Source organism: Kitasatospora sp. NPDC059648, from assembly GCF_042734825.1.
In the GTDB taxonomy this organism is placed as follows: Bacteria; Actinomycetota; Actinomycetes; order Streptomycetales; family Streptomycetaceae; genus Kitasatospora.
The window spans coordinates 24,444-50,269 of sequence record NZ_JBHWDU010000050.1 but is presented as its reverse complement, the minus strand read 5'-3'; the positions used below and the strand labels follow the sequence as shown (position 1 = coordinate 50,269).

Below are 25,826 nucleotides of genomic sequence, written 5' to 3'. Positions count from 1 at the left end.
TCAGGCGTCGCCGCCGGCGGCACCCGGGTCGGCCGCGGCCACGTCCAGCAGCTGGTAGCGGTCGATCGCGTCCTTCAGCACCGAGCGCTCCACCTTGCCCTGCTTGGCGAGCTCGGTGAGCACCGCCAGCACGACCGACTGGGCGTCGATGTGGAAGAAGCGACGGGCCGCGCCACGGGTGTCGGCGAAGCCGAAGCCGTCGGCGCCCAGCGACTGGTACTGGCCCGGCACCCAGCGGGCGATCTGGTCCGGAACGGCGCGCATCCAGTCGGACACCGCGACGATCGGGCCCTCGGCGCCCTGGAGCTTCTGGGTGACGTACGGCACGCGCTGCTGCTCCTCCGGGTGCAGCAGGTTGAACTCCTCGGCCTCCACCGCGTCGCGGCGCAGCTCGTTCCAGGAGGTCGCGGACCAGACGTCGGCCTTGACGTTCCACTCCTCGGCGAGGATGCGCTGGGCCTCCAGGGCCCACGGCACCGCAACGCCGGAGGCGAGGATCTGGGCCGGGATCTGGCCGGCGGTGCCCGGCGCGTACTTGTGCAGACCCTTGAGGATGCCCTCGACGTCCACGTTCTCCGGCTCGGCCGGCATCTTGATCGGCTCGTTGTAGACGGTGAGGTAGTAGAACACGTCCTCGCCGTGCGGGTGCTCGGCGCTGGAGCCGTACATCCGGCGCAGACCGTCCTGGACGATGTGCGCGATCTCGAAGCCGTACGCCGGGTCGTACGCGACGACGCCGGGGTTGGTCGAGGCCAGCAGGTGCGAGTGGCCGTCGGCGTGCTGCAGGCCTTCACCGGTCAGGGTGGTGCGGCCGGCGGTGGCACCGAGCACGAAGCCGCGGGCCAGCTGGTCGGCCATCTGCCAGAACTGGTCGCCGGTGCGCTGGAACCCGAACATCGAGTAGAAGACGTACACCGGGATCAGCGGCTCGCCGTGGGTCGCGTAGGACGAACCGGCGGCGATCAGCGAGGCGGTGCAGCCGGCCTCGGAGATGCCGTCGTGCAGCATCTGGCCGGTCGGCGACTCCTTGTAGGCCAGCAGCAGGTCACGGTCGACCGACTCGTAGGTCTGGCCCATCGGGTTGTAGATCTTCGCCGACGGGAACAGCGAGTCCATGCCGAAGGTGCGGTACTCGTCCGGAGCGATCGGCACGAAGCGGTTGCCGATGCCCTTGTCCCGCATGAGGTCCTTGAGCAGCCGGACGAACGCCATGGTGGTGGCGATGGTCTGGTTGCCGGAACCCTTCTTGACCGCCTTGTACGCGTCGTCGCCGGGCAGCACCAGCGGGCGCGGACGTACCTTGCGGGTGGGCACGAAGCCGCCGAGGCCCTGGCGGCGGTCGTGCATGTACTGGATCTCCTCCGAGTCGCGACCCGGGTGGTAGTAGGGCGGGTAGCCCTCGTCCAGCTGCTTGTCGGTGATCGGCAGGTGCAGCCGGTCGCGGAAGCGCTTCAGGTCGTCGACCGTCAGCTTCTTCATCTGGTGGGTGGCGTTGCGGCCCTCGAAGTTGGGGCCCAGCGTCCAGCCCTTGACCGTCTGGGCCAGGATGACCGTCGGCTGGCCCTTGTGCTCACGGGCCGCCTTGAACGCCGCGTAGATCTTCTTGTGGTCGTGGCCGCCGCGACCCAGGTGCTGGATCTGCTGGTCGGTCATGTTCTCGACCATGGCGCGCAGGCGCAGGTCGCCGCCGAAGAAGTGCTCGCGGATGTAGTCGCCGGTCTCGGTGGCGTAGGTCTGGAACTGGCCGTCCGGCGTGGTGTTCATCTTGTTCACCAGGACGCCGTCGCGGTCCTGCGCGAGCAGCGGGTCCCAGCTGCGGTCCCAGATGAGCTTGATCACGTTCCAGCCGGCGCCCCGGAACTGGGACTCCAGCTCCTGGATGATCTTGCCGTTGCCGCGGACCGGGCCGTCGAGGCGCTGCAGGTTGCAGTTGACCACGAAGGTCAGGTTGTCCAGGCCCTCGCGGGCGGCCAGCGACAGCTGGCCGAGCGACTCGGGCTCGTCCATCTCGCCGTCGCCGAGGAAGGCGTAGACGTGCGAGTCCGAGGTGTCCTTGATGCCCCGGTGCTCCAGGTAGCGGTTCATCCGGGCCTGGTAGATCGCGCCGAGCGGGCCGAGGCCCATCGAGACGGTCGGGAACTCCCAGAAGTCCGGCATCAGCCGCGGGTGCGGGTAGCTGGACAGGCCGTACGGGGCCTTCGACTTCTCCTGGCGGAACGCGTCGAGCTGCTGCTCGGTGAGTCGGTCCAGCAGGAAGGCGCGGGCGTAGATGCCGGGGGAGGCGTGGCCCTGGAAGAAGACCTGGTCGCCGGACTCGCCCTCGGCGTCCTTGCCGCGGAAGAAGTAGTTGAAGCCCACGTCGTACAGCGACGCGGAGGAGGCGAAGGTGGCGATGTGGCCACCGACGCCGATGCCCGGGCGCTGCGCCCGGGAGACCATCACGGCCGCGTTCCAGCGGGTCGCGTTGAGGATCTTGCGCTCGATCTCCTCGTTGCCGGGGAAGAACGGCTCGTCCTTGGTCGCGATGGTGTTGACGTAGTCCGTGCTGCGCATCTCGGGCACGGCGACACGCTTCTCGCGGGCGCGCTCGATCAGCCGCAGCATCAGGTAACGGGCACGCTCACGCCCCCGCTCGTCGATGGCCGCATCGAGCGACTCCAGCCATTCCGCGGTCTCCTCGGGATCGAAGTCCGGGACCTGACTCGGAAGGCCGCCAATGATGATCGGGTTGCGATCGGATCCGGAAGCCACGCTGTTCCTTCACTGTCGGTCGAAACTAGAGGTGTGTCGCGCCGCCTCCATCGTGCTACCGCGCTCGGAGATCCGTCATCTCTACCGATCGGTAACCGTTCCGCCTGGTGGGCGGAGCGGCTTGGCGGCGTGCGGCGCGGGCGTCTTCGTCCGCTCCGAACACCCCCGGGTGTTACGAAAAGAGGTGGTCCGACCTGGTGTCCCGTCCACCCGATGGCGGGTGGCCGGGGTGAGGGCCAACAGGAGACTCTACGCCCGCGCACGCGCGGACCCCGAATGCCGTTCGCATCTCGGGCACGCGTACGGCCTGTGGGCCGGGACCACCCGAAGCATCCTTGTCGCATGCAGAGAAGGGCAAATCGATGTGATTCCCGACACGTCGACCGGCGTGTCCCGCTGTGACACGTCAACCTTTGGAGGGGATCGGCGGTCGGGTACTTGCGCGAACCGCCGCGCCCGTGTGGACTACGGCCACAGCCTCGGCATGGACGCCGAGCCGAATACTGGAGGTTATTCCCGTGAGCGCGACCGCGGACCCCGCGGACAAGTCCAACCCGGCGACCCGTCTGAACTTCGAGGAAGGTCAGATCGTTCAGGAGCTGGGTTACGACGACGACACTGACCAGGATCTCCGCGAGGGCATCGAGGAGATCACCGGGACGGATCTCGTCGACGAGGACTACGACGACGTCGCGGACGCCGTCCTGCTGTGGCACCGCGACGACGACGGGGACCTCACCGACGCCCTCGTCGACGCCCTGGAATACCTGGCCGAGGGCGGTCTGATCTGGCTGCTGACGCCCAAGACCGGTCGGGACGGCCACATCGAGGCCTCCGACATCGCGGACGCGGCGAAGACCGCGGGTCTCTCGCAGACCAGCTCGATCGCGATCGCCAAGGACTGGGCGGCCACCCGCCTGGCGACCAAGTCCACGGCGAAGCAGCCCAAGCAGCGCTGAGCGGGTCCCTGAGTCCCGTGCCGGGCCCCGTCGGAGATCTTCTCCGGCGGGGCCCGGCGCATTTCCCGGGCCGGGCCCCGGGGGCGCCTTTCCGAGGTGGCGCGGTGCGGGGCCGGGTGCTTCCCGGGCCCGTTCGTGTGTTCGCTCAGGGCGGAAGGGGCGGGCGGCCGGCGGAGCTCGTCATCCGTTCGGCCCAACGCGGGTGAACGGATGCGAGGATGGCGGCGGCCGTGCCCGCCGCGCGGCCCGGTCGCGTCAGAAAGGTCCCGCTCATGGCCATCGAGGTCGGCACCCCGGCTCCGGACTTCGAGCTCCGCACCCAGCACGGTGAAACCGTCCGGCTGGCCGACTTCCGCGGCCGCAAGCACGTCGTCCTGGTCTTCTACCCCTTCGCCTTCACGGGCGTGTGCACCGGCGAGCTGGGCGCGATCCAGCGCGAGCTGGCCGGGCTGCAGAACGACGACGTCCAGGTGCTCGGCGTCTCCTGCGACTCGCAGTTCGGCCAGCGCGTGTTCGCCGACCGGGAGGGCCTGGAGTTCCCGCTGCTGGCCGACTTCTGGCCGCACGGCGAGGTCGCCCGCGCGTACGGCGTCCTGGACGAGGAGAAGGGCTGCCCGCTGCGCGGCACCTTCGTGATCGACAGGGCCGGCACGGTGCGCTGGAGCGTCGTGAACGGCCTGCCGGACGCCCGGGACGAGCAGGAGTACCTGATGGTCCTGGCCGGTCTCTGAGGCCCGTCCGGCCCGTCCGCCCGCCTCCCGCGGGGCCTGCCCGCTCGCCCGCCCGCACGGCGGCGCGACGCGTCCGCGTCGCCCGTTCGGCCGTGCGTGCGGGAACCCGGTACTACGCTCGGGCCGTTGGCGGGTGGGGCGTACGTCCGTTTTCGGCGGGCGGCGCCCTCGAACCGCACCACCGGGGGCACCGGCCGGTGCCTCCCGATTCTTGGAGGACACGTGGGAGTCAGCCTCAGCAAGGGCGGAAACGTCTCGCTCACCAAGGAGGCCCCCGGGCTCCAGGCCGTCGTGGTCGGCCTGGGCTGGGACGTCCGGACCACCACCGGGACGGACTTCGACCTGGACGCCAGCGCGCTGCTCTGCAACGAGCAGGGCAAGGTCGGTTCGGACGGCAACTTCGTCTTCTTCAACAACCTGAAGAGCCCGGACGGCTCCGTGGAGCACACCGGTGACAACCGGACGGGCGAGGGCGAGGGCGACGACGAGGCGATCAAGGTCAACCTGGCCGGCGTCCCGGCGGACGTGCAGAAGATCGTCTTCCCGGTGTCGATCTACGACGCCGAGAGCCGGGGCCAGAACTTCGGCCAGGTGCGCAACGCGTTCATCCGGGTGGTGAACCAGGAGAACAACGCGGAGCTGGCGCGCTACGACCTCTCCGAGGACGCCTCCACCGAGACCGCGATGGTCTTCGGCGAGCTGTACCGCAACGGCGCCGAGTGGAAGTTCCGCGCCATCGGCCAGGGTTACGCCTCGGGCCTGCGCGGCATCGCCCAGGACTTCGGCGTCAACGTCTGAGTCCTCCTGCGGCGCAAGGGGTTTCGCGCCGGATCCCCCGGGGCGGCCCCGGACCTTTCGCGGTCCGGGGCCGCCTCGGCTTCGTCGGGGTCCGCCGCGCTGCGAGGATGTGAGTTCAGGAAGTTCAGCCGGCCGAACCGGGCCGGCCGGGGCGGCGGGGGACTACACCTGTAAGGCGCCCCGGGAGAAGCAAGGGAGGAAGAACACCATGGTGGTCACGCTCGCCAAGGGCGGGAACGTCTCGCTCACCAAGGCCGCGCCGAACCTGACGCAGGTCCAGATCGGTCTCGGCTGGTCCGCCCGTTCGACCACGGGCGCACCGTTCGACCTCGACGCGAGCGCCCTGATCTGTGGTGGCGGACGGGTGCTCGGCGACGAGTACTTCGTCTTCTACAACAACCTCAAGAGCCCCGAGGGCTCGGTGGAGCACCAGGGCGACAACCTCGTGGGCGGCGACGAGACGGGTGACGACGAGCTGGTCCTGGTCAACCTGGAGCTGGTCCCGGCCCAGGCGGACAAGGTGGTCTTCGCGGTCTCGATCTACGACGCCGAGGCCCGGCTGCAGAACTTCGGACAGGTCCGCAACGCCTACATCCGGGTCGTCAACTCCGTCGACGGCCAGGAGATCGCGCGCTACGACCTGTCCGAGGACGCGTCCAGCGAGACCGCGATGATCTTCGGCGAGCTGTACCGGTACGCGGGTGAGTGGAAGTTCCGCGCAGTCGGCCAGGGCTATGCCTCCGGCCTGCGCGGGATCGCGCTCGACTTCGGCGTCAACGTACAGTGAGGGCGTAAACGGACTTATCGCACCCGATCAACGATCAACAAATGATCACGATCATGAGAACAGAGGGCAGTGCGGGGGTGACCTGACCGGGCCCGGCCCGGTCGGGCGTCTCGGGACCAGGCCGCCCCCGACACGGCCAGAACCCGAAAGGTAGCCAACTCCCGTGTTCCTCCGCACATTCGGCTGGTCATTCGCGATCACCGCAGTAGGCCTGATCGCGGCCGGACTGCTCTGGGGGGCCCAAGGCTTCGGCATCGTGCTGATCCTCTCCATCCTGGAGATCTCCCTGTCCTTCGACAACGCGGTGGTCAACGCCACGGTGTTGAAGCGGATGAACCCGTACTGGCAGAAGATCTTCCTGACGGTCGGTGTGCTGATCGCCGTCTTCGGGATGCGGCTGGTCTTCCCGCTGCTGGTCGTGGGCCTCACCGCGAAGCTCAACCCGGCGACGGTCATCGACCTCGCCCTGCACTCGGACAAGACCCACGAGGGCCTGACCTACGGCCAGTACCTGGAGGCGGCCAACCCGGCCATCGCGGCCTTCGGCGGCGTCTTCCTGCTCATGATCTTCCTGGACTTCGTGTTCGACGAGAAGGAGCACAACTGGCTGGGCTGGCTGGAGCGCCCGCTGGAGAAGGTCGGCAAGCTGGACGCCCTCTCCAGCGTCGTCGCCCTGGTCGCGCTGGTGCTCGCCTCGCGCTTCTTCGCGGCGGAGCACGCCGAAACCGTTCTGCTGGCCGGTGTGCTCGGCCTGATCACCTACCTCGCGGTCGGCGGCCTCTCCTCGATCTTCGAATCGGGCCTGGAGGAGGAGGCCGAGCGCGAGGAGGAGGCCGAGAGGTCCGGCAAGTCCATCGTCCAGGTGGCCGGCAAGGCCGCGTTCTTCCTCTTCCTCTACCTGGAAGTGCTGGACGCCTCGTTCTCCTTCGACGGCGTCGTCGGCGCCTTCGCGATCTCCAGCGACATCTTCCAGATCACCCTGGGCCTCGGCATCGGCGCGATGTACATCCGCTCGCTGACCGTCTTCCTGGTCCGCAAGGGCACCCTGGACGACTACGTCTACCTGGAGCACGGCGCCCACTACGCGATCGGCGCGCTGGCGGTGATCCTGCTGGTCGGGATCAAGTACCACATCCCGGAGATCGTCACCGGTCTGATCGGCGTCGCCTTCATCGGGCTGGCCCTGGCCTCCTCGATGCTGCGCAACCGGCGCGGGACCGCGGCGGACGAGAAGGAGCTGGTCGGCAGCGGACAGTAGTTCGCGAAGGTCTCGACAGAGCGCGACGGCCGCCTCCGGGGATCCCGGGGGCGGCCGTCGCGCTCGTTCCTGCGGTGCCGGGTCAGCCCAGCTGCTGCTCGATCGCGCGCAGCTTGCGCTCCAGCGAGTCCAGCTTCGGCATCGACAGGGTGTCGTCGTCGGCCGTCAGGTCGATCGTCGAGCGGCGGGAGGAGGAGCTGCCGGTCAGGCCGCTGCTGCTCATGGAGGTGCTCGTCGAGCCCGTCGAGGAGGGGAAGGAGTAGGACGAACCGACGGCGGCGCGGGGCCGGCCGGCGTCCAGGGCGGTCGGCTCAAGCGGGCTCGCCGAGGCGGACGAGCTGCGCGTGGTCATCGGGGCGAACGGGTCCTGCGCGGTCGAGGTGGCCTGGTCGCTCCCGGCGGCTAGGGCAGGCTCCGTAGCGCTCGGGCCGTCTCCGGCCGCCGTGAGCGCGGGCACCTGACGCCCGCCGCGGGCCCGGGCGAGCATGCCGCCCTGGCGGGAGATGGCCTTCAGCTCGGCCCGCTCGCGGCGGTCGGCGGAACGGGCGCGCACCTTGGCGTCCAGCTTCGCCTGGCGCTCCTCGCGCACCTCCTCCACCGCCTCGTCCAGGCTGCGGACGTTCTCCAGCAGCATCAGCGACCAGGCCGCGTAGGTCTCGCGCGGGGCGCGCAGCCAGCGGACAATGCGGATCTGCGGCAGCGGACGCGGTACCAGGCCCTGCTCGCGCAGGGCGGCCTTGCGGGTCTGCTTCAGCGCCCGGTCGAAGAGGATCGCGGCCGAGATCGACATGCCGGAGAAGAACTGCGGGGCGCCGGCGTGGCCCAGGCCGCGCGGGGCGTGCACCCAGTTGAACCAGGCCGAGGCGATCGCGAACACCCAGACCAGCAGGCGGGAACCGAGCGCGGCGTCACCGTGGCTGGCCTCGCGGACGGCGAGCACCGAGCAGAACATCGCGGCGCCGTCGAGCCCGAACGGGACGAGGTACTCCCAGCCGTTGGACAGGCCGAGGTTCTCGATGCCGAAGCCCACCAGGCCGTGGAACGACAGCGCGGCCGCGACGCCGGCGCAGCAGAACAGCAGGGTGTACGAGGAGATGCCGTAGATCATCTCCTTGCGGCGGCGGCGCTCCTCGCTGCGCTCCCAGGAGTCGGTGGACTCGTCCTTCTTCGAGCTCTTGAATCGCAGCGTCGCCAACAGGACGGCGACGAACAGCAGGGCTGCGCCGCCGATGACGGTCCAGACCAGCTGTATGGAGGTCAGGTTCATTGCGGGTCGGGCCTCGGGTTTCCGCAGGGGACAGGTTCACAGCGCGACACAGGCGGTCAGGACCCGCCGAGCGGGTACTGCCTGACGGTTCGTTCGTCGCCGCACGGCGTGCCCACCGCGCCCGCGCAGGGGCGGACGGGACACCTGTGCGGCTAGACGATATCGCGTCCGAAGGGGCGGCATGCTACGGGAGGGCGGCTTCCTCGGGCCAATCGACCCACCGGTTCGCGTCACGGATGGGCGTGAACGGCCGGACGGGGTAGGGAAAGGGCAAGTCCGGGTATCCGTCGCCCGGGTCGATGCCCGATCATGGACCGGCGGATCGCCGTGCGGCGGATCGGCCGGATCGTCGGTACGTCAGATCGTCTTTCTGACGGTGGCAGGGGGGAGAGGACTGGATGGTCTCGATCTGGGAGTACCTGCGCGGGGACAGGAGCTACACCTTCGACGACCCGGGCGCCCAGCACAAGGTCACGCTCACCAAGTCGGCGCCGCAGCACGCGCTCACCGGCTCGGCGGCCACCACCGGCTACCTCTACGTCAACCTGCACTGGACCATGCGCTCGGGCGCGTCCCGGCCGAGCACCCGGGAGACCGTCAAGCGCTTCTTCAGCCCGCGGATCCTGAGCCCGCTGGAGCCGGACTCGCCGGGCGGCAACGAGCAGTTGAACGTCGACCTCGATCTGGCCTGCATGTACGAACTCTCCGACGGCACCCGGGGTGTGGTGCAGCCGCTCGGCGAACTCTTCGGCGACCTGCGGGAGCCGCCGTACATCAAGCTCAGCGGCGACGACCAGTACGGGGCGCCGTCCGGCGAGACGATGTACGTCAACCTGGAGAAGAAGGAGAAGTTCAAGCGGCTGCTGATCTTCGTCTACATCTACGACGGCACCCCGGCCTTCGAACAGACCCACGCGGTGATAACGATCGTCCCGCAGAGCGGGCCGCGGATCGAGATCAAGCTGGACGAGCGGGCCCGGGCGGCGCGCTCCTGCGCGGTGGTGCTGATCGAGAACGCCGGGGACAACCAGCTGATGGTGCGCCGTGAGGTGCGGTACGTCAACGGGTTCCAGGCGGACATCGACCGGCTGTACGGCTTCGGGATGCAGTGGCAGCGCGGGTACAAGGGGCAGCAGCCGGGGCGCGGGGACTGAGGTCCGGCGGGGCCGCGGTCGTGCTGCGGCGGCCCCGCCGGGGTGGCTGTTCCGGCGGGGCGGCTGCCGTGTCCGGATGGCTGTTCCGGCGGGGTGGCCGTCCTGCCGAGGGTGGCTCAGTGGGGCTGGAACTGCGGCCCCTGCGGGGGCAGTGCGAACTCCTCGGCTGCCGGTCCCGGTGCCGGGGGCTGCGGTGGGACGGGCGGCTGCTGGCCGGTGCCGGGCTGCTGCTGCGGGTAGCCGTAGCTGCCGGGGTGCTGCTGCGGGGGGACGGCCTGGGGCGGCTGGGGATAGCCGTAGCCGGTGCCCGGCTGGGGCTGCGGCGGGTACGGCTGGGTGGGCTGGGGGTAGCCGTAGCCGGTCGCGGGCTGCGGCTGCGGGTAGCCGTACCCCGTGCCGGGTTGCGGCTGGGGGTAGCCGTAGCCGCCGGGCCGACCGCCGGGGTGGGTCGTCGGTGGTGCGGGCGGGGCCGGTGGGACGTTCGGGGGCACGGCGGGCGGGGCCACCGGCGGGGGCGTCACGGTCGGCGGGGCCGTGGGCGGCGGGGGAGTGGTCGGCGGTGCGGCGGGCGGCGGGGTCGCCGGGCCGTTCGCGGCGGCGGCAGCGTGGGCGTTCGCCGGGGAACTGGTGGGCTGTGCCGGGGGCCGGGGGTGGGGGACGGCCGGGCTCAGGGTGAAGGTGCCGGGCTCGGGCCGCGCCTCCGGCCGGGCCTCGGAACGCGGGTCGGGCTGCGGGGTGGCGCGCGGGTCGACGGCACCGGTGGGGTTGGCGGTGGAAACCGGCGCCGGCGCCGGGGCCGCCGCGGCCTCCTCCGCCTCGTCGTCGACGGTGATGCCGAAGTCGGTGGCCAGGCCGATCAGGCCGGAGGTGTAGCCCTGGCCGATCGCCCGGAGCTTCCAGCTGCCGTTGCGCCGGTAGAGCTCGGCCGCGACGAGGGCGGTGACGCTCTCGGCGTCCTCGATCGCGAACTCGGCGAGCGGCGCCGCGCCCTCACCGAGCGTGGCGTCGAACAGCAGCAGCCGCAGTCCGGGGACGGCGCGGAAAGGGCCGCCCTCGGAGGAGCCGGCCAGCACCACCCGGTCCACCTCGACGGGCAGCTTGGCGAGTTCGACCTCGACCGTGTCGGTGATCTCGGCGCCGCCGGAGGTGTGCTGCTTGGGCAGGTGGCGCACCAGCCCGGAGGGGTGCCGCGGCTGGTTGTAGAAGACGAAGTCGGCGTCCGAACGGACCTTGCCGTTGGCGCCGAGCAGCAGCGCGGACGCGTCCACGTCCGGCGCACCGGGCGTGGCGCTCCAGCGCAGCACGGCGCGGACCGCCGCCGCCGGCAGTGCGATGTTGGCGCCCTTGGCCATCACGTGCGTCATAGCGGACCATCCTGCCTGTTCGCCACCGCTTCGGACAACGTGACCGGGAGCGCCCGGGCGGGGGCGGACTTTGCCAAGACTTGCGTTTGGCCGCGGTTTGCCGGGGAGGTCCCGCGATCGTCGGATGATCCTCCCCGTTGACGTCGAGGGCGCCGGATGTTCCGGGAGTTCAGTGCCCCGGCGCCGGGAACGGCCGGAATCCGTCCGTACGATGGTCGTTCGAACAGGCCCCCGTAGGGTCGGCGGAGGGGAGTCCGTCGACGGTGTGTCCAGGTGAGACCGCGGGCCGGAGGCCGTCCACCCCCGAGGAGAGCACCTTGCGCCATTTCGGCCACCTCGCCGACGACGTCCGCACCCGACTGTTCCTGGAGCAGCCGCGGACGTTCACCGCGCAGAGCGAGCCCGCGGTGCTCGCCACCGCCCTCGGCGGTACCCTCTACAGCCCCGCCACCAGGCCCGCACTGGCCGCCGACATCCGCAAACAGGCTGCTCGGGGCGTGGTTTCGATGGTGCTCTGCCTGGAGGACGCGATCGCCGACCACGAGGTGGACGCGGGCGAGCGGAACCTGGTCGGGCAGATCACCGACCTGGTCAATGATTTCACCGATTGTGCACAAGATCATCCACTTCTCTTCATCAGGGTTCGCACCGCCGAGCAGATCCTCGACCTGGCCGAACGGCTCGGCCCGGCCGTCGGGCTGCTGAGCGGCTTCGTGCTGCCCAAGTTCACGGCCGAGGGCGGCGGCGCCTACCTGGCCGCCCTCGCCGCAGCCGAGGCCGCCACCGGGCGGCGACTCTTCGCCATGCCCGTCCTGGAATCGCCCGAACTCGCCCACCTGGAGACCAGGCGCGAGCAGCTCTTCGGCATCGCCGAGCTGCTCGCCGCCCACCGCGACCGGGTGCTCGCCGTCCGGCTCGGCGTCACCGACCTGTGCTCCGCCTACGGGCTGCGGCGCTCGCCCGACCTCACCGCGTACGACGTGGCGCTGGTCGCGGCGGCGATCGGGGACGTGGTCAACGTGCTCGGCCGGGCGGACGGCACCGGGTACACCGTGACCGGGCCGGTCTGGGAGTACTTCCCGGTGCAGGAGCGGATGTTCAAGCCGCAGCTGCGCCGCACCCCGTTCGCGGAGAGCGCGGGAACGGCCCGGGCCTCCGGGGAGGAGGTCCGCCGCCGGATCATCGAGCACGACCTGGACGGGCTCATCCGTGAGGTCGAACTCGACCGCACCAACGGCCTGCTGGGCAAGACCTGCATCCACCCGAGCCACGTCCCGGCGGTGCACGCGCTCTCCGTGGTCACGCACGAGGAGTATTGCGACGCCCGCGACATCCTCCGGCAGGAGCAGGGCGGCGGCGGGGTGCTGCGCTCGGCGTATACGAACAAGATGAACGAGGCCCGGCCGCACCGCGCCTGGGCGGAGCGGGTGCTGCTGCGGGCGGAGGTCTTCGGGGTGGCCCGCGAGGACGTGAGCTTCGCGGAGCTGCTGTCGGCCTGCCTGTGCGGCTGAGCCCTGACCCGGCGCGCGTCCGTCCGGCCGACGGCATCGGACCGGCACCGGTGAACGAGTGCCGGTGAACGAGCAGTGGCGAACAAGCGCCATCGAACGAGCAGTTGTGAACGAACAGCAGCGAACGAGCACCATCGTACGAGCACCATCGAAGGCAGGACTGGTCATGACGGCAGCGGAACGACAGGGCGCGCGGCGCGGAGTACGGCGCGGAGAGTGGACCGGACGCTGGGTCGCCGAGCGGGCCGGGGTGGCGCTGACCGGATCGGAGCGCCTGCCCGACCTCGTCGGCCTCGCCCTGCGGTCCGGCAACCCCAAGCGTGCCCACCTGCTGGTCTCCAGCGTGCTCGGCAAGCACGTCCCGCAGCGGCCCGCCGTGGTGCACGGCGCCGGGCTCGAACTCGGCCGCCGGGTCAGCGAACTGCTCGGCGACGAGGCCGGGCGGGCCGTCGTGCTCGGCTATGCGGAGACGGCCACCGGCCTCGGCCACAGCGTCGCCGACGGCCTCGACGCGCCCTACCTGCACTCCACCCGCCGCCCCGTCCCCGGGATCCCCCCGCTCGGAGGCTTCGAGGAGGAGCACTCGCACGCCACCGAGCACCTGCTGCTCCCGGCCGATCCCGAACTCCTCGCTGGGGGAGGCCCGTTGGTGCTGGTGGACGACGAGCTGTCGACCGGCCGGACGGTCCTCAACACCATCCGCGCGCTGCACGGCCGCCACCCGCGCGACCGCTACGTGGTGGTCGCCCTGGTCGACCTGCGCCCGGCCGAGGACCGGCACCGGCTCGCCGCGGCCGCCGCCGAACTCGGTGCCCGACTGGACGTGGTGGCCACCGCGAGCGGCGGCGTCGACCTGCCCGAGGACATCGTGGCGCGGGCCGAGCGGCTGATCGCCGCGGTGCCCCCGGCTGCCCCGCCCCCGGCCGTCGACCCCGCCCCGCTGGTCCGGGTCGAGCTCGACTGGCCCGCCGGGCTGCCGGACGGCGGCCGGCACGGCTTCACCGCCCGCGACCGCGAGCGACTGGATGCCGCACTGCCGGCGTTGGCACGGCAGTTGGCGTCCGCCGTGGCAGGCACCTCGGTTCCGGTCGGCACCTCGGTTCCGGTCGGCGCGGAGGCTCCGTCCGGCTCTTGGGCTCCGGTCGGTGCGGAGGCCCCGCCCGGCTCTGAGGCCCCGTCCGGGCCTGAGGCTTCGTCCGGCGCGCCGCAGCGGGTGCTGGTACTCGGCTTCGAGGAGCTGATGTACGCGCCGCTGCGGCTCGCCGAGTCGCTCGCCCAGCGGCTCGGCGGCGACCGCGTCCGGTACTCCACCACCACCCGCTCGCCCGTCCTCGCCGTGGACGACCCCGGCTACGCCATCCGCACCCGGCTGGCCTTCCCCGCCCACGACGACCCGCAGGACGGCGGTTCGCGCGAGCGCTACGTCTACAACGTCGCCCCGGGCGCCGACGGGGCCCGCCGCTTCGACGCCGTGGTGCTGGTGGTGGACGACGTGGCCGACACCCCGGCCCTGCACCAGGGGGAGTACGCGCTGCTGCGCCAGCTGCGGCAGGTCACGGACCGGGTGGTCCTCGCGGTACTGCCCTCGCATCGGCCGGCCCTGCCCGACCCGTCGCCCGCCCCGCTGCCCACGCCGTTGTACGGACCGGCGTTCTCCTCGTACCGCCCCGAGGAGGTGGCCTGGCTGCTCAAGGACCTCTCCGGCGTCCGGCTGGAGGCCCCGACCGAGGAGCGGGAGGAGGCCGTCCAGAACGGCGGCGCCCACTACGCCGAGTCGCTGCCGGTCGAGTACCGGCCCAGCCCCGAGTACCAGGAGCTGTTCCACCAGGCGCTGCGCGGCTCCGCCCGCCGGATCGCGCTCGCCGTCGGCACCGTCGCCGAGACGCTGCTGCGCGAGCGCGGGCCCGGACTGGTGCTGGCCTCGCTGGCCCGGGCCGGGACGCCGGTCGGCATCCTGGTCCGCCGCTGGCTGGCCTTCGCCCACCGCCTGGACGTACCGCACTACGCGGTGTCGATCGTCCGCGGCCGGGGCGTCGACCGGGTCGCCCTGCGCTACCTGGCGGCCCACCACCGGGCGGCGGACGTGGTGTTCGTGGACGGCTGGACCGGCAAGGGCGCGATCACCCGTGAGCTCGCCGACGCGCTGGCCGGCACCGGCTTCGACCCGGATCTCGCGGTACTCGCCGACCCCGGCCGCTGCGTGCGCACGTACGGCACCCGGGACGACTTCCTGATCCCCTCCGCCTGCCTCAACTCCACGGTGTCCGGTCTGGTTTCGCGCACCGTGCTGCGCGCCGGGCTGATCGGTCCGGACGACTTCCACGGCGCCAAGCACTATGCCGAACTGGCAGGCGGCGACGTGTCGGAGGCCTTCCTGTCCACGGTGGCCGCGTGCTTCGACGAGGTGCGCGCAGAGGCGGTCGAGGGCGCCGGGCGCCTGGCCGCCGATCCGGACCGCGCCCCCGACTGGGCCGGCTGGGCCGCCGTCGAGCGGATCAGCGCCGAGTACGGGATCGACGACGTCAACCTGGTGAAGCCCGGCGTCGGCGAGACCACCCGGGTGCTGCTGCGGCGCGTCCCCTGGCGGGTGCTGGCCCGGCGCGGCGCCGGCGCCGACCTCGACCACGTGCGACTGCTCGCCGCGCAGCGCGGCGTGCCGGTCGAGGAGGTGGACGGGCTGCCGTACAGCTGCGTGGGCCTCATCCACCCCCGCTACAGTCGGGGCGCGACGGGGGCCAGCGGGCTGGCCGTGCGGGGGAGGGAGTCCTGATGAGCGGTGCGCTGGTGGCCAGCGATCTCGACCGTACGCTGATCTACTCCGAGCGGGCGCTGGCGCTGGCCGGGCCCGACCGGGAGGCGCCGCGGCTGCTCTGCGTCGAGGTGCTGGACGGGCGGCCGCTGTCCTACCTGACCGAGCGGGCGGCCGTGCTGCTGGCCGAACTGGGCCGCACGGCCGGCTTCGTGCCCGCCACCACCAGGACCGTCGAGCAGTACCGGCGGGTCAACCTGCCCGGCCCGCGGCCGACTTACGCGATCTGCGCGAACGGCGGGCAGCTGCTGGTGGACGGCGAGCCGGACCGGGACTGGCGCCGCGAGATCACCGGCCGGATCGCGGCCGGCTCGGCGCCGACGGAGGAGGTGGCGCGGCAGCTCGCGCTCCGCGCCGACCCGGAGTGGACCCGCAAGCGGCGGGTCGCCGACGAGCTGTTCGTCTACTTGGTCGTCGAACGGGACCGGCTGCCCGACGGCTGGCTGGCCGAACTGACCGGCTGGTGCGCCGAACGCGGCTGGCGGGTCTCGCTGCAGGGCCGCAAGGTGTACGCCGTGCCGCAGCCGCTGTGCAAGAGCGCGGCGCTGGCCGAGGTGGTCCGCCGCAGCGGCGCGGGCACCGTGCTGGCGGCGGGGGACTCGCTGCTGGACGCCGACCTGCTGCTCGCCGCCGACGCCGGCTGGCGGCCCGGGCACGGCGAACTGGCCGACAGCGGGTGGACGGCCCCCGGCGTCACCGCCCTCGCGGAGGTGGGGGTGGCGGCGGGGGAGGAGATCGTCCGTCGGTTCCTCTCGGCGGCTGCGGCCGGTCAGGGCGTCGGGCCCGTGCGGTCCTAGCCGCGGCACTCGCGGGCGCGGCAGCCGCCCGGTCGGCCGGCCGCAGCGCCCGCCCCGGCCGCAGCGCCCGCGACCCGGTCGGTCAGCCGCAGCACCCGCCGCCGCAGCAGCCGCCCCCGCTCGCGGCCTGCTGCGGCGCGCCGCCGCTCGCCGCCCCGGTGACGGCGACGGTGGACAGCAGCTTCACGGTGTCCTGGTGGCCCTGCGGGCAGGCGGCGGGGTCGTTGGCCTGCGCCATCGGGCGGCTGAGCTCGAAGGTGGCGCCGCAGGAGCGGCAGCGGAAGTCGTAGCGTGGCATACCGGCAGGGTACCGACCGCGCTCAGCGGTGCTGCCCCAGATCTCCCCGGATCAGGTCGATCACCCGCGCCGCCGTCTCCCGCACCGCCGCCAGCTCGGTCAGGAAGTACCAGTAGTCGGGGTGCCGGCCGGCGGCCTGGAGGGTCGCCATCGCCCGGTCCAGGCGGGCCACCGCCTCGTCCAGCGGGGCGGCGTGCCGCGGGTCCGGCGCGCTGCGGCCCGCCATCGCCAGGCGCTGGGCGTCCCGTACGGCGAAGCGGGCCCGCTCCACCTCCCGGTTCGGATCGTGCTGCACCTCGTTCAGCTGCCGCAGCCGGTCGTTCACCGCCTGCACCGAGCCGTCCGCGGTGTCCAGCAGCGCCCGGACCGTACCGATCGCGGCCGTGGCGTCCGCCCAGCGCTGCTCGTCCCGGGCCCGGGCGGCCTCGGCGAGCTTGCGCTCCGCGGCCCGGCCGGCCTCGGCGACCTGCTCCGGCACCGGCTGGAGGTCCTGCCAGCAGGCGGTGCTGAACCGGCGGCGCAGCTCGCTCAGCGCCGGGTCGACCGTCGCCGCCCTGGTCTCCAGCGCCTGGATCCTGGTCCGCAGGCTGGACACCCGCCGGTCCAGCTCGCGGGCCCGCTCGGGCAGCTGGGCGGCGTCCGCGGAGATCGCCTCCGCGCGCCGCTTCACGTCCTCGGCCCGCTGCAGCGTGGCGGCCACGCCGTGCCGCGCCGCCCCCTCGTTCAGCCGCCCCAACTCGGGCGCCAGCTCGGCCAGCCGGGCCGCCAGGTCGTCGGCCCGCAGCCCGGCGCCGCGCACCTCGTCCAGCGTGGTGGTGGCCTGCAGCAGCGCGCGCTTGGCCTGCTCGACGGCCGGGGCGACCCGCATCAGCTGCCGCTCGGCGTGCTGGACGCTGGGCTGGAGGCGGCGCAGGAAGTCGTTCAGCTCGGCGCGGGCGGAGTGCAGCTGGCCCTTCACGTCCTCCAGCAGGCGCCGCGCCTGGGAGGCGGAACCGGCGTCCAGCGCCTCGTTGTCCAGGTCGTGGGCGTCGAGGGCGGCCAGGTAGTTCACCGTGACCTGCTCGACCCGACCGGAGATCGCCGACAGCTCGCCCAGCACCCGCTGAGCCCCCCCGCCCTCCTCGACGGCCCGGACGGTCTCCACCGCGAGCTGCACCTCGCGCTGCGTCTCCTCCAGCTCGTAGAAAGCCTCCTGCGCCGCGGCCCGGGCCTCCTTGGCCTCCGCCCGCACGCCCTCCCCGGCCCCGCGCCGGCCCCACCAGCCGCCACTGCCCGCCGACGCCAGCCCCACGGCCCCCAGCGCACCCGCCAGCACCACCGGCAACACCAGCGCGTCGCCCAGCGCACTCCCCGCCCGACGCCGCCCCCGCCGCCCGCTCCCGCCGGCCACCGCCACTGCGCGCTCCCTGCTCCGACCCGCTGATCCGCGCCCATTCTCCCCGATCCGCCCCACCCAGCGGCACCCCGGGGCCCGCCCCACACCACACCACCTCTCCGGACCAGGTACCCTAAGCTCTCGTCGTGCGCCCACCGGGCCACGACCGGGGGCGCGTAGCTCAGTGGTAGAGCGCTGCTCTTACAAAGCAGATGTCGGCGGTTCGAAACCGTCCGCGCCCACCAGCACATAAGGCCCGCAGCGATCATGCTGCGGGCCTTTTGACTGCACTGATTGACGGCAACCGCTGATGTCAGTCGGTCTTGCGGCGCCTCTTGAGCAAGCGGTCCATGTGCCCGAGGGCTTCGCGCCGCGTCTCTGGGAGTGCCCCAGAATCTCCATCACCACCCGCGGCGCGACGCCGGCCGCGAACAGGATCGTCGCGCAGCCGTGCCGCGTGTCGTGGAGGCGGATGCGCGGCAGACCGGCGTCGGCCCCGATCCGCTCGAAGGACCGGCTGAGGTTCCGGGGCTCGATCGGCCGACCGGTCCGCGTGGTGAACACGTACCCGGTCTCCTCCCACTCCCGGCCGGCGTCCTCCCGCTGCTTCGTCCCACGTGAGCGCCGAAGCCCAGGTCAGCCGGACCGCCACCACCGGCGACGGCACCGCCTACGCCCGTCAGTGGACCGCTGTCGGCGGTATGTCCGCAGCCGGGCCCCAGACCAGCCACATCTACCTCGTCCAGCGCGGAAACCTGCTGACCGTCCTGCAGTTCCCCGAGCTCGCCGAGAACGGCGCCAAGTAGGCCACCAAGGACGACCAGTCGGCGCTCACCGCTCTCGCCGACCAGATGAACTCCGCGAGCGCCACGAAGTAGCTCGCAGCACGTCGAAGACCTTTCCTCCACTCGTCAGGACCACGTCGCCATGTCCCGTATCACCCGTGCCGCCCTCCGCTCGACCGCCGTCGTCGTGGCCGGTTGTGCCGCCTCCTCGCTCTTCATCGCCATGCCCGCCGCGCACGCCGCTTCGAGCGCCGGAGGCACGATCTCCCGCGGCGAAGTGCTGGCCCGCGCGCAGAGCTGGGTCGACGAGGGCGTGCCCTACAACCAGTCGGGCTACAAGACCGACGCCAACGGCACGTACCGCGAGGACTGTTCCGGGTTCATATCCGTGGCCTGGCACCTGACCGACAGCCTGGTCACCCAGACCCTGCCCAGCGTCTCCACCTCGATCAGCTTCTCCGACCTGCAGCCCGGTGACGCGCTCGACTACACCGCCGAGCACACCTTCCTGTTCGCGAACTGGACCAACAAGTCGAGCGGCGACTTCACCTACTACGCGGAGAGCAACTCCCACAACCCGACCCACGGGCCGACCGCCGCCAACATCACTGCGCTACAACAACATCGCCGACGACGCGTCCCCCGCCGTCGCCTCGGTGACCGGCCTCTCCGCCGGCACCATCGTCAGCGGCCAGATCAACCTGACCGCGTCGGTGTCGGAGAGCGCCGGCACGCCGACCGGAGCCGACTTCTCCATCGACGGCAACCCGGTCGCCTCCGCCACGGGCTCCGGCCCCAGCTACTCGGCGCCGTTCGAGACCAGGAAGCTGGGCGACGGCCCGCACACCCTGACGGTGAGCGCGAAGAACGCCGCCGGCGCCGCGGGTGCCGCATCCGCACCGATCACCTTCTTCGTTGCGAACCGGGGTGCGGCGACCACGACCACCGGTGATTTCAACGGTGACGGCAAGGATGACATCGCTGTGCTGTACAACAGTGGTCAGGACAGCTCGGGTAAGCACCTGGTGACGCTGTACACGTTCCTGAGCAACGGTGCGGTGTTCAACGCGCCGGTCAGCGCGTGGGACAACAACGACAAGGTCAACGGCAGCTGGACCTGGGACAAGGCGAAGCTGGTCGCGGGCAAGTTCAGCGGCAGCGGCAAGTCCGACCTCGCCGTGATGTACAACGCCGGCCAGGACGCGTCCGGGAAGAACATGCTGACGATGTACAAGTTCGCCGGCAACGGCTCGACCCTCAACGCGCCGGTCGACGCCTGGGACAACAACGACAAGGTCAACGGCAGCTGGGACTGGTTCCGCGCCGACCTCGCCTGACCCCAACCGGTACGAGCAGCCCCTGAGCCCACTCGCTCAGGGGCTGCTTCGTGCGGCTTCCCGGAGGGCGGGCATCGAGGGGTGAACGCACGTAACGCACCCCGGGCGCAGGCGCAGGGGCTGGTGGTCCGGGAGCCCGGGGAGGCGGCCGGGTACGGACCCCGGGCGGTCCTGGTGTCGCTGACGGCGGCCGGGCACCAGCTGGTCGAACAGTCGGTGGACGTGGTGCTCGGCCGGGAGGCCAGGCTGGTCGGCGGGTTGTCGCAGGCGGAGCGGGAGACCCTGGTCGGTCTGCTGGACAAGCTGCTGGCCGACGTGCGCCGGCAGATGGCGGGGCAGGAGGGGGCGGGTGAGGATCGGGGGGACCGTACGGACCCCTGAGGGCGGTGGGCGCGGATGACGGAGTCGATGGGGGCGAGCCGGGCGGAGCTGTCGGCGCGGCTGAACTGGCTGCGGGCGGCCGTGCTGGGCGCCAATGACGGCGTGGTGTCGACGGCCGGGATCGTGACCGGGGTGGCGGGTGCGGCAGGGTCCCGTACGGCCCTGCTCGCGGCGGGGGTGGCGGGGCTGCTGGCGGGGGCGATGTCGATGGCGGCCGGGGAGTACGTCTCGGTCAGCACCCAACGGGACACCGAGCGGGCCGCGTTGGAGAAGGAGCGGCGCGAGCTGACCGAGGACCCGGAGCGCGAGCTCGACGAACTCACCGACTACTACCGGGACAGCGGGCTCACCGTCGGTCTCGCCAGGGAGGTGGCGGCGGCCTTGACCGAGCGGGACGCGCTGGCGGCGCACGGGAGACCGAACTGGGCATCGACCCCGGGGCGTTGACCAACCCCTGGGAGGCGGCGCTGGCCAGCGCCGCCTCGTTCACGCTGGGCGCGCTGGTGCCGCTGCTGGCGGTGATGCTGCCGCCGGAGTCGTGGCGGCTGGGGGTCACGGTGGTCGCGGTGGTGCTCGCGCTGGCCCTCTCCGGCTGGACCAGCGCCCGGCTGGGCGGGGCCGGGCCGGGGCGGGCGGTGGCGCGCAACGTCGCGGGCGGGCTGCTGGCGATGGCGGTGACGTACAGCGGCGGCGTGCTGCTGGAGTACGTCACCAGGTGAGGTCCGCGGGACGGATGCGGTCTGGACGGCCGCACGGGACGGATGCGCACGGGACGGATGCACGCGGGACGGCCGCACGCGGGACGGCCGCACGCGGGACGGAAGCGGTCGGGGCGGCCGCATGCGGGACGGATGCGCTCGGGAGGCGGGCGCCCACGCCCTGTGTTTGTGTGGCTGCACACCGCTTGGGAGAGGTGAAGTGCCGTGACCATGCCCCCGTTCGGATCGAGCGACCCGTTCTCCGACCTGCTCAGCCGGTTCTTCGGGATGAGTCCGCCGGCCTCCCCGCCCGCCGTGCAGCGGGTGCCGATCGGGCGGTTGCTCAGCGAGTCCTCCCAGGAGTTGCTGGCGCTCGCCGCGCGGCGCGCGTCCGAGGACGGGAGCAGTGACCTCGACACCGCGCACCTGGCCTGGGCGGCCACCCGGGTGGAGCCCTCGCGGCGAATGCTGGAGCGGGCGGGCATCGACCCGGACCGCTTGTCCGACGACCTGGAGAACGCGCTGCCGTTCGGGAGCCCGTCCTCGCTGGACGGCCGGCCCGCGCTCACCCCCTCGGCCAAGCGTGCGCTGCTCGCGGCGCACGCCCGTTCACAGGCGGCCGGCGCCTCGTACATCGGCCCGGAGCACATCCTCGGCGCGCTGCTGGAGCAGGAACGTTCCGGCGCGGGAACGGCGCTGCGCAACGCCGCGCCCTCGCAGGAGACGCTGAAGTCGGTGCTGGAGGAGCGCGGCACCGGCGGTGAGCGCGGCGGTGCGGGCGCGCGGCCGAGCGAGACGCCGACGCTGGACGAGTACGGGCAGGACCTCACCGAGGCCGCGCGCTCGGGCCGACTGGACCCGGTGGTCGGACGGGCCGAGGAGATCGAGCAGACCGTCGAGATCCTCTCCCGTCGGACCAAGAACAACCCGGTGCTGATCGGCGAGCCTGGCGTCGGCAAGACCGCGATCGTCGAGGGCCTGGCGCAGCGGATCGTCTCCGGGGACGTCCCGCAGAGCCTCAAGGACAAGCGGGTGGTCGCCCTCGACCTGACCGCGCTGGTGGCCGGCTCCAAGTACCGGGGCGAGTTCGAGGAGCGGCTGAAGAGCGTGATCGACGAGGTCACGGCGGCCGAGAAGAGCGTGATCCTCTTCCTGGACGAGCTGCACACCGTGGTGGGTGCGGGCGGTGGCGGCGAGGGCTCGATGGACGCCGGCAACATCCTCAAACCCGCCCTGGCGCGCGGCGAGTTGAGCGTGGTCGGCGCCACCACGCTGGACGAGTACCGCAAGCACGTGGAGAAGGACGCAGCGCTGGAGCGCCGCTTCCAGCCGGTGCTGGTGCCGGAGCCGAGCGTCGAGGAGACGATCGAGATCCTCCAGGGGCTCCGCGACGCCTACGAGGCGCACCACCAGGTGCGGTTCAGCGACGAGGCCCTGGACGCGGCGGCGACGCTCTCCGACCGGTACGTCAGCGACCGCTTCCTGCCCGACAAGGCGATCGACCTGCTGGACCAGGCCGGTGCCCGGGTTCGGCTGCGCAGCCTGACCGGCTCCACGGCGGCGACCTCGGTGCAGGACCGGATCACCAAGCTGAAGCGGGAGTTGGACGAGGCCGTGGCGGACGAGGAGTTCGTCCGGGCCGCCAACCTGAAGACCGAGCTGCGGCAGACCGAGGACGAGCTGGCGGCGATCGCCGAGTCCCGCGAGGAGGTCGTCGACGTCACGGCCGACGACATCGCGCAGGTGCTGTCCTCCCGGACGGGCATCCCGGTCGCGGAGCTGAACGCGACCGAGAAGGAACGGCTGCTCAAGCTGGAGGAGCACCTGCACGAGAAGGTGATCGGCCAGGACGAGGCGGTCACCGCCGTCGCCCAGGCGGTGCGCCGCGGCCGGGCCGGGATGGGCGACCCGGAGCGGCCGACCGGCTCCTTCCTCTTCCTCGGGCCGACCGGCGTCGGCAAGACCGAGCTGGCCAAGGCGCTGGCCGCGCTGCTGTTCGGCGACCCGGACCGGATGATCCGCTTCGACATGAGCGAGTTCCAGGAGAAGCACACCGTCTCCCGGCTGGTCGGCTCACCGCCCGGGTACGTCGGCTACGAGGAGGCCGGGCAGCTGACCGAGGCGGTGCGCCGCAAGCCGTACAGCGTGTTGCTCTTCGACGAGGTGGAGAAGGCGCACCCGGACGTCTTCAACCTGCTGCTCCAGGTGTTGGACGACGGGCGGCTGACCGACTCCCAGGGGCGTACGGTCGACTTCCGCAACACCGTGGTGATCATGACCAGCAACATCGGGTCGCAGCGGATCCTGGACCACTCCGGGGACGTCGACCAGATCCGGGACGACCTGATGCGGGACCTGCGCCGGCAGTTCCGGCCGGAGTTCCTCAACCGGATCGACGAGGTGATCGTCTTCCACGCGCTCACCCGCAAGGACCTGGTCTCCGTGGTCGACCTGCTGCTGGAGCGCAGCCGGCGGCGGCTGCGGGCGCAGGGCGTGCAGCTGGACGTCACCGAGGCGGCCAAGGAGTACCTGGTCAACCGCGGTTACCAGCCGGAGTTCGGGGCCCGGCCGCTGCGCCGGACGATCCAGTCCGAGCTGGACAACCGGATCTCCAACCTGCTGCTGGACGGCACCGTGCGGGAGGGGGACACGTTGATCGCGGACGTCAGTGACGGGGAGCTGGCGGTGACGCTGGCGCGGCCGGAGCCGTCGGCGACCTCCGAGCAGGCGCAGGAGCGGGCGCAGGCGGAGGAGCGGGCTCAGGCCGCCGGCGCCGGGGCTGAGGGCTGAGCCCTCCCGTGCTGTCCTCCGGTTCGGGCGTACTCCAGCGGGAGTACGCCCGAACGCCACTGGCGGAGGACGTGCGGCGGTGGGGCGCGGGTCTAGCCTTCCGGGCATGATGCCGCCCACGTCACAGCCCCCGGAGCCGTCGCCGGGCGGGCCACCAGAGCCGCCCGAGCCGCCCGAGCCGCCCGAGCCGTGGCGCCCGCCGTGGGTGCGCGCCGCCAGGGCGGGCCTGCCGGTGGGGCTGGCGGCGGTGGTCGCGCTGGTCCAGGTGGTCGGCTCGGGCTTCGCCGCGCGGCACCAGGGCGAACGGGTCCCGCTGGACGCCTTCGGCTACCTGCTGCTGCTGATCGGCCCGGCCCTGCTGGTGCTGCGCGGGCGCTGGCCGGTCGCGGTGGTGGCGGGGACGTCGGTGGTCACCGCCGTGTACCTGGCCGCCGGGTACCCGGACGGACCGGTGTTCGCGCTGGGTGATCGCCTGTTGCTCGGCGATCGGCCGCGGGCACCGCCGGGCGGCCTGGGCGGGGGTCGGCGGGGTGTACCTGGTGCCCGTGCTGGTCACCTTCGTCCTGCCGGACGGCTGGCAGCGCGCGCCACGGTCGAAGCTCGTCTGGCAGGAGGAACTCGGTCTGCTGGCCTGGCTGTTGCTGGTGCTGGCGATCGCCGAGGTGATCCGATGAGTGCTACTGGCCGGGGGAGCGCCGGTGGCCGTCCTCGGAGCCACCGACGGTCCGTCGGTCCTGCTGACGGCGGGCGGGGCGCTGGCGGTGCTGGCCGGCACGGTGGTGCTCGGCCCCGTCGCCGCGGCCCTGGCGGTCCGCACGCTGGGCGCGCCGCTGCCCGGACTGCGCGGGGTCTCCGGCGTACTGGCCCAGCGCAACGCGGCCCGCAACCCCCGCCGGACGGCGGCCACGGCGAGCGCGCTGATGATCGGCGTCGCGGTGGTCACCCTGTTCACCGTCTTCGGTGCGTCGGTCAAGGCGACGCTGGACGACACGGTGAGCAAGTCCTTCGCGGGTGATCTGGCCGTCACCACCGCCTCGTTCGGAGCGGGCGGCAGCGGGATCAGCCCCAAGGCGGCGGACGCCCTTGCGGCCCTGCCCGAGGTGCGGCAGACGGTGGGGCTCGGCCGGGGCGTCGCCCGGATCGACGGGCACGGCCGCACGCTGGACGTCACCGACCCGGCCCGGCTGTCCGGGATCGTCGACCTCGGCCGGATCGACGGCTCGCTGGCCTCGCTCGGCACGGACGGTCTCGCGGTCTCCCGTAGCGAGGCACGGCAGAACGGCTGGAAGCTGGGACAGACCGTCACCGTGGGCTTCACCGACGGCGTCGGCGGGCCGTTCACCATCCGCGCGCTGTACGAGGGCGGCGGTCTGGCCGGGGACTACCTGATAACCAGGCAGGCCTGGGCCCCGCACCGGGTGCAGGACGCGGACACCATGGTCGCGGTCGGGCTGCGCGGCGGCGTCCCGCTGGGCGTCGGCAAGGCGGCGGTGACCAAGGCGCTGGTCCCCTTCGGCAGTCCCCAGGTGCAGGCCCGGGCCGAGTACGCGAAGAGCGCGGCCTCCGGCGTCGACATGATGCTCTCGGTGGTCTACGCCCTGCTGGCACTCGCGGTGCTGATCGCGCTGCTGGGCATCGCCAACACGCTGACGCTGGCGGTGCACGAGCGGACCAGGGAACTCGGGCTGCTGCGAGCGGTCGGCCAGACCAGGGCGCAGCTGCGTGGGATGGTCCGCTGGGAGTCGGTGCTGGTGGCGGCCTTCGGGACGGTCGGCGGGCTGGGGCTCGGCGCCTTCCTCGGCTGGGCGCTGGTGAAGGCCTCGGACAGCGCCGGGACGGGATCGTTCGCGATACCGCCCGAGCAACTGGCCGTGGTCCTGCTGGCCGGACTGCTGGCGGGCGCGGTGGCCGGGCTCCGCCCGGCGGGCCGGGCGGCGCGGCTGGACGTCCTGCGGGCGATCGCGGCGGACTAGGAG

20 protein-coding genes, 1 tRNA gene and 4 pseudogenes are annotated in these 25,826 nt (G+C 72.3%); 18 read left to right on the top strand and 7 right to left on the bottom strand.

Annotation, left to right across the window (positions count from 1 at the left end; genetic code table 11):
- The gene (gene aceE, locus ACFV1W_RS25735) at positions 1 to 2,751 is read right to left on the bottom strand and encodes a pyruvate dehydrogenase (acetyl-transferring), homodimeric type (protein ID WP_270147110.1); all 2,751 of its coding nucleotides are present in this window, start codon (positions 2,749 to 2,751) and stop codon (positions 1 to 3) included.
- A gap of 518 nt (positions 2,752 to 3,269) precedes the next feature.
- On the opposite strand from aceE, the gene ACFV1W_RS25730 reads away from it, so the two are divergent.
- The 5 genes from ACFV1W_RS25730 to ACFV1W_RS25710 all read left to right on the top strand — a co-directional run bounded on the left by ACFV1W_RS25730 (position 3,270) and on the right by ACFV1W_RS25710 (position 7,284).
- Positions 3,270 to 3,710 (top strand): DUF3052 domain-containing protein, encoded by a 441-nt coding sequence (locus tag ACFV1W_RS25730; RefSeq protein ID WP_380419592.1) that lies wholly within the window; start codon positions 3,270 to 3,272, stop codon positions 3,708 to 3,710.
- A gap of 272 nt (positions 3,711 to 3,982) precedes the next feature.
- Complete coding sequence (locus ACFV1W_RS25725; RefSeq protein WP_380419591.1) at positions 3,983 to 4,441, top strand: peroxiredoxin; 459 nt, start codon at positions 3,983 to 3,985, stop codon at positions 4,439 to 4,441.
- A gap of 222 nt (positions 4,442 to 4,663) precedes the next feature.
- Positions 4,664 to 5,239, top strand: coding sequence for a TerD family protein (locus ACFV1W_RS25720; RefSeq protein ID WP_380419590.1), 576 nt, complete (start codon positions 4,664 to 4,666; stop codon positions 5,237 to 5,239).
- Positions 5,240 to 5,447: 208 nt separating this feature from the next.
- Positions 5,448 to 6,026, top strand: a complete 579-nt coding sequence (locus ACFV1W_RS25715) for a TerD family protein (protein ID WP_380419589.1) — start codon at positions 5,448 to 5,450, stop codon at positions 6,024 to 6,026.
- Between the two features lie 163 nt (positions 6,027 to 6,189).
- Positions 6,190 to 7,284, top strand: a complete 1,095-nt coding sequence (locus ACFV1W_RS25710) for a DUF475 domain-containing protein (RefSeq protein WP_380419588.1) — start codon at positions 6,190 to 6,192, stop codon at positions 7,282 to 7,284.
- Positions 7,285 to 7,366: 82 nt separating this feature from the next.
- Here ACFV1W_RS25710 and ACFV1W_RS25705 read toward each other — a convergent pair whose 3' ends face one another.
- Positions 7,367 to 8,551: a DUF2637 domain-containing protein gene (locus tag ACFV1W_RS25705; protein ID WP_380419587.1), complete on the bottom strand. Its 1,185-nt coding sequence runs from the start codon at positions 8,549 to 8,551 to the stop codon at positions 7,367 to 7,369.
- Between the two features lie 398 nt (positions 8,552 to 8,949).
- Here ACFV1W_RS25705 and ACFV1W_RS25700 point away from each other — a divergent pair, with 398 nt between their 5' ends.
- A complete protein-coding gene (locus tag ACFV1W_RS25700; protein WP_380419586.1) occupies positions 8,950 to 9,705 on the top strand; it encodes a Tellurium resistance in 756 nt (251 codons plus the stop codon).
- A gap of 116 nt (positions 9,706 to 9,821) precedes the next feature.
- Here ACFV1W_RS25700 and ACFV1W_RS25695 read toward each other — a convergent pair whose 3' ends face one another.
- A complete protein-coding gene (locus tag ACFV1W_RS25695; protein WP_380419585.1) occupies positions 9,822 to 11,069 on the bottom strand; it encodes a TerD family protein in 1,248 nt (415 codons plus the stop codon).
- 317 nt (positions 11,070 to 11,386) lie between these two features.
- Between ACFV1W_RS25695 and ACFV1W_RS25690 the strand changes: the two genes are divergently transcribed.
- From ACFV1W_RS25690 to ACFV1W_RS25680, 3 genes are all read left to right on the top strand, one after another.
- Positions 11,387 to 12,580 (top strand): HpcH/HpaI aldolase/citrate lyase family protein, encoded by a 1,194-nt coding sequence (locus tag ACFV1W_RS25690; protein WP_380419584.1) that lies wholly within the window; start codon positions 11,387 to 11,389, stop codon positions 12,578 to 12,580.
- A gap of 166 nt (positions 12,581 to 12,746) precedes the next feature.
- Positions 12,747 to 15,350 (top strand): phosphoribosyltransferase, encoded by a 2,604-nt coding sequence (locus tag ACFV1W_RS25685; protein ID WP_380419583.1) that lies wholly within the window; start codon positions 12,747 to 12,749, stop codon positions 15,348 to 15,350.
- Positions 15,350 to 16,186: an HAD family hydrolase gene (locus ACFV1W_RS25680; RefSeq protein WP_380419582.1), complete on the top strand. Its 837-nt coding sequence runs from the start codon at positions 15,350 to 15,352 to the stop codon at positions 16,184 to 16,186. Before ACFV1W_RS25685 ends, ACFV1W_RS25680 begins: the two co-directional genes overlap by 1 nt.
- Before the next feature lie 82 nt (positions 16,187 to 16,268).
- Here ACFV1W_RS25680 and ACFV1W_RS25675 read toward each other — a convergent pair whose 3' ends face one another.
- Together ACFV1W_RS25675 and ACFV1W_RS25670 are read right to left on the bottom strand one after the other, a co-directional pair.
- Positions 16,269 to 16,484, bottom strand: coding sequence for a zinc ribbon domain-containing protein (locus ACFV1W_RS25675; RefSeq protein ID WP_380419581.1), 216 nt, complete (start codon positions 16,482 to 16,484; stop codon positions 16,269 to 16,271).
- 22 nt (positions 16,485 to 16,506) lie between these two features.
- Positions 16,507 to 17,874, bottom strand: coding sequence for a hypothetical protein (locus ACFV1W_RS25670; protein ID WP_380419602.1), 1,368 nt, complete (start codon positions 17,872 to 17,874; stop codon positions 16,507 to 16,509).
- A gap of 155 nt (positions 17,875 to 18,029) precedes the next feature.
- Here ACFV1W_RS25670 and ACFV1W_RS25665 point away from each other — a divergent pair.
- Positions 18,030 to 18,104: transfer RNA gene (locus tag ACFV1W_RS25665), tRNA-Val, on the top strand.
- Positions 18,105 to 18,172: 68 nt separating this feature from the next.
- Here ACFV1W_RS25665 and ACFV1W_RS25660 read toward each other — a convergent pair.
- Positions 18,173 to 18,483 (bottom strand): annotated as a pseudogene (locus ACFV1W_RS25660) (tyrosine-type recombinase/integrase); the annotation flags it as partial.
- Between ACFV1W_RS25660 and ACFV1W_RS25655 the strand changes: the two are divergent.
- From ACFV1W_RS25655 to ACFV1W_RS25630, 6 genes and pseudogenes are all read left to right on the top strand, one after another.
- Complete coding sequence (locus tag ACFV1W_RS25655) at positions 18,477 to 18,665, top strand: hypothetical protein (RefSeq protein WP_380419580.1); 189 nt, start codon at positions 18,477 to 18,479, stop codon at positions 18,663 to 18,665. The pseudogene ACFV1W_RS25660 and the gene ACFV1W_RS25655 overlap by 7 nt on opposite strands.
- Positions 18,666 to 19,117: 452 nt before the next feature.
- Positions 19,118 to 19,609: pseudogene (locus tag ACFV1W_RS25650) on the top strand (Ig-like domain-containing protein); the annotation flags it as partial.
- Between the two features lie 18 nt (positions 19,610 to 19,627).
- Positions 19,628 to 19,981 (top strand): hypothetical protein, encoded by a 354-nt coding sequence (locus ACFV1W_RS25645; RefSeq protein ID WP_380419603.1) that lies wholly within the window; start codon positions 19,628 to 19,630, stop codon positions 19,979 to 19,981.
- 81 nt (positions 19,982 to 20,062) lie between these two features.
- Positions 20,063 to 20,362 carry a MarR family winged helix-turn-helix transcriptional regulator gene (locus ACFV1W_RS25640; RefSeq protein ID WP_380419579.1) on the top strand — a complete coding sequence of 100 codons (300 nt, stop codon included), beginning with the start codon at positions 20,063 to 20,065 and terminating at the stop codon, positions 20,360 to 20,362.
- 15 nt (positions 20,363 to 20,377) lie between these two features.
- Positions 20,378 to 21,081: pseudogene (locus ACFV1W_RS25635) on the top strand (VIT family protein).
- A gap of 210 nt (positions 21,082 to 21,291) precedes the next feature.
- The gene (locus tag ACFV1W_RS25630; RefSeq protein WP_380419601.1) at positions 21,292 to 23,850 is read left to right on the top strand and encodes an ATP-dependent Clp protease ATP-binding subunit; all 2,559 of its coding nucleotides are present in this window, start codon (positions 21,292 to 21,294) and stop codon (positions 23,848 to 23,850) included.
- A gap of 121 nt (positions 23,851 to 23,971) precedes the next feature.
- On the opposite strand, the gene ACFV1W_RS25625 is transcribed toward ACFV1W_RS25630, so the two are convergent.
- The gene (locus tag ACFV1W_RS25625) at positions 23,972 to 24,406 is read right to left on the bottom strand and encodes a hypothetical protein (RefSeq protein ID WP_380419578.1); all 435 of its coding nucleotides are present in this window, start codon (positions 24,404 to 24,406) and stop codon (positions 23,972 to 23,974) included.
- Here ACFV1W_RS25625 and ACFV1W_RS25620 point away from each other — a divergent pair.
- Positions 24,390 to 24,524 (top strand): hypothetical protein, encoded by a 135-nt coding sequence (locus ACFV1W_RS25620; RefSeq protein ID WP_380419577.1) that lies wholly within the window; start codon positions 24,390 to 24,392, stop codon positions 24,522 to 24,524. The two genes, ACFV1W_RS25625 and ACFV1W_RS25620, sit on opposite strands and share 17 nt — an antisense overlap.
- A gap of 51 nt (positions 24,525 to 24,575) precedes the next feature.
- Positions 24,576 to 25,823: pseudogene (locus ACFV1W_RS25615) on the top strand (FtsX-like permease family protein); the annotation flags it as partial.
- Between the last annotated feature and the right edge of the window lie 3 nt (positions 25,824 to 25,826).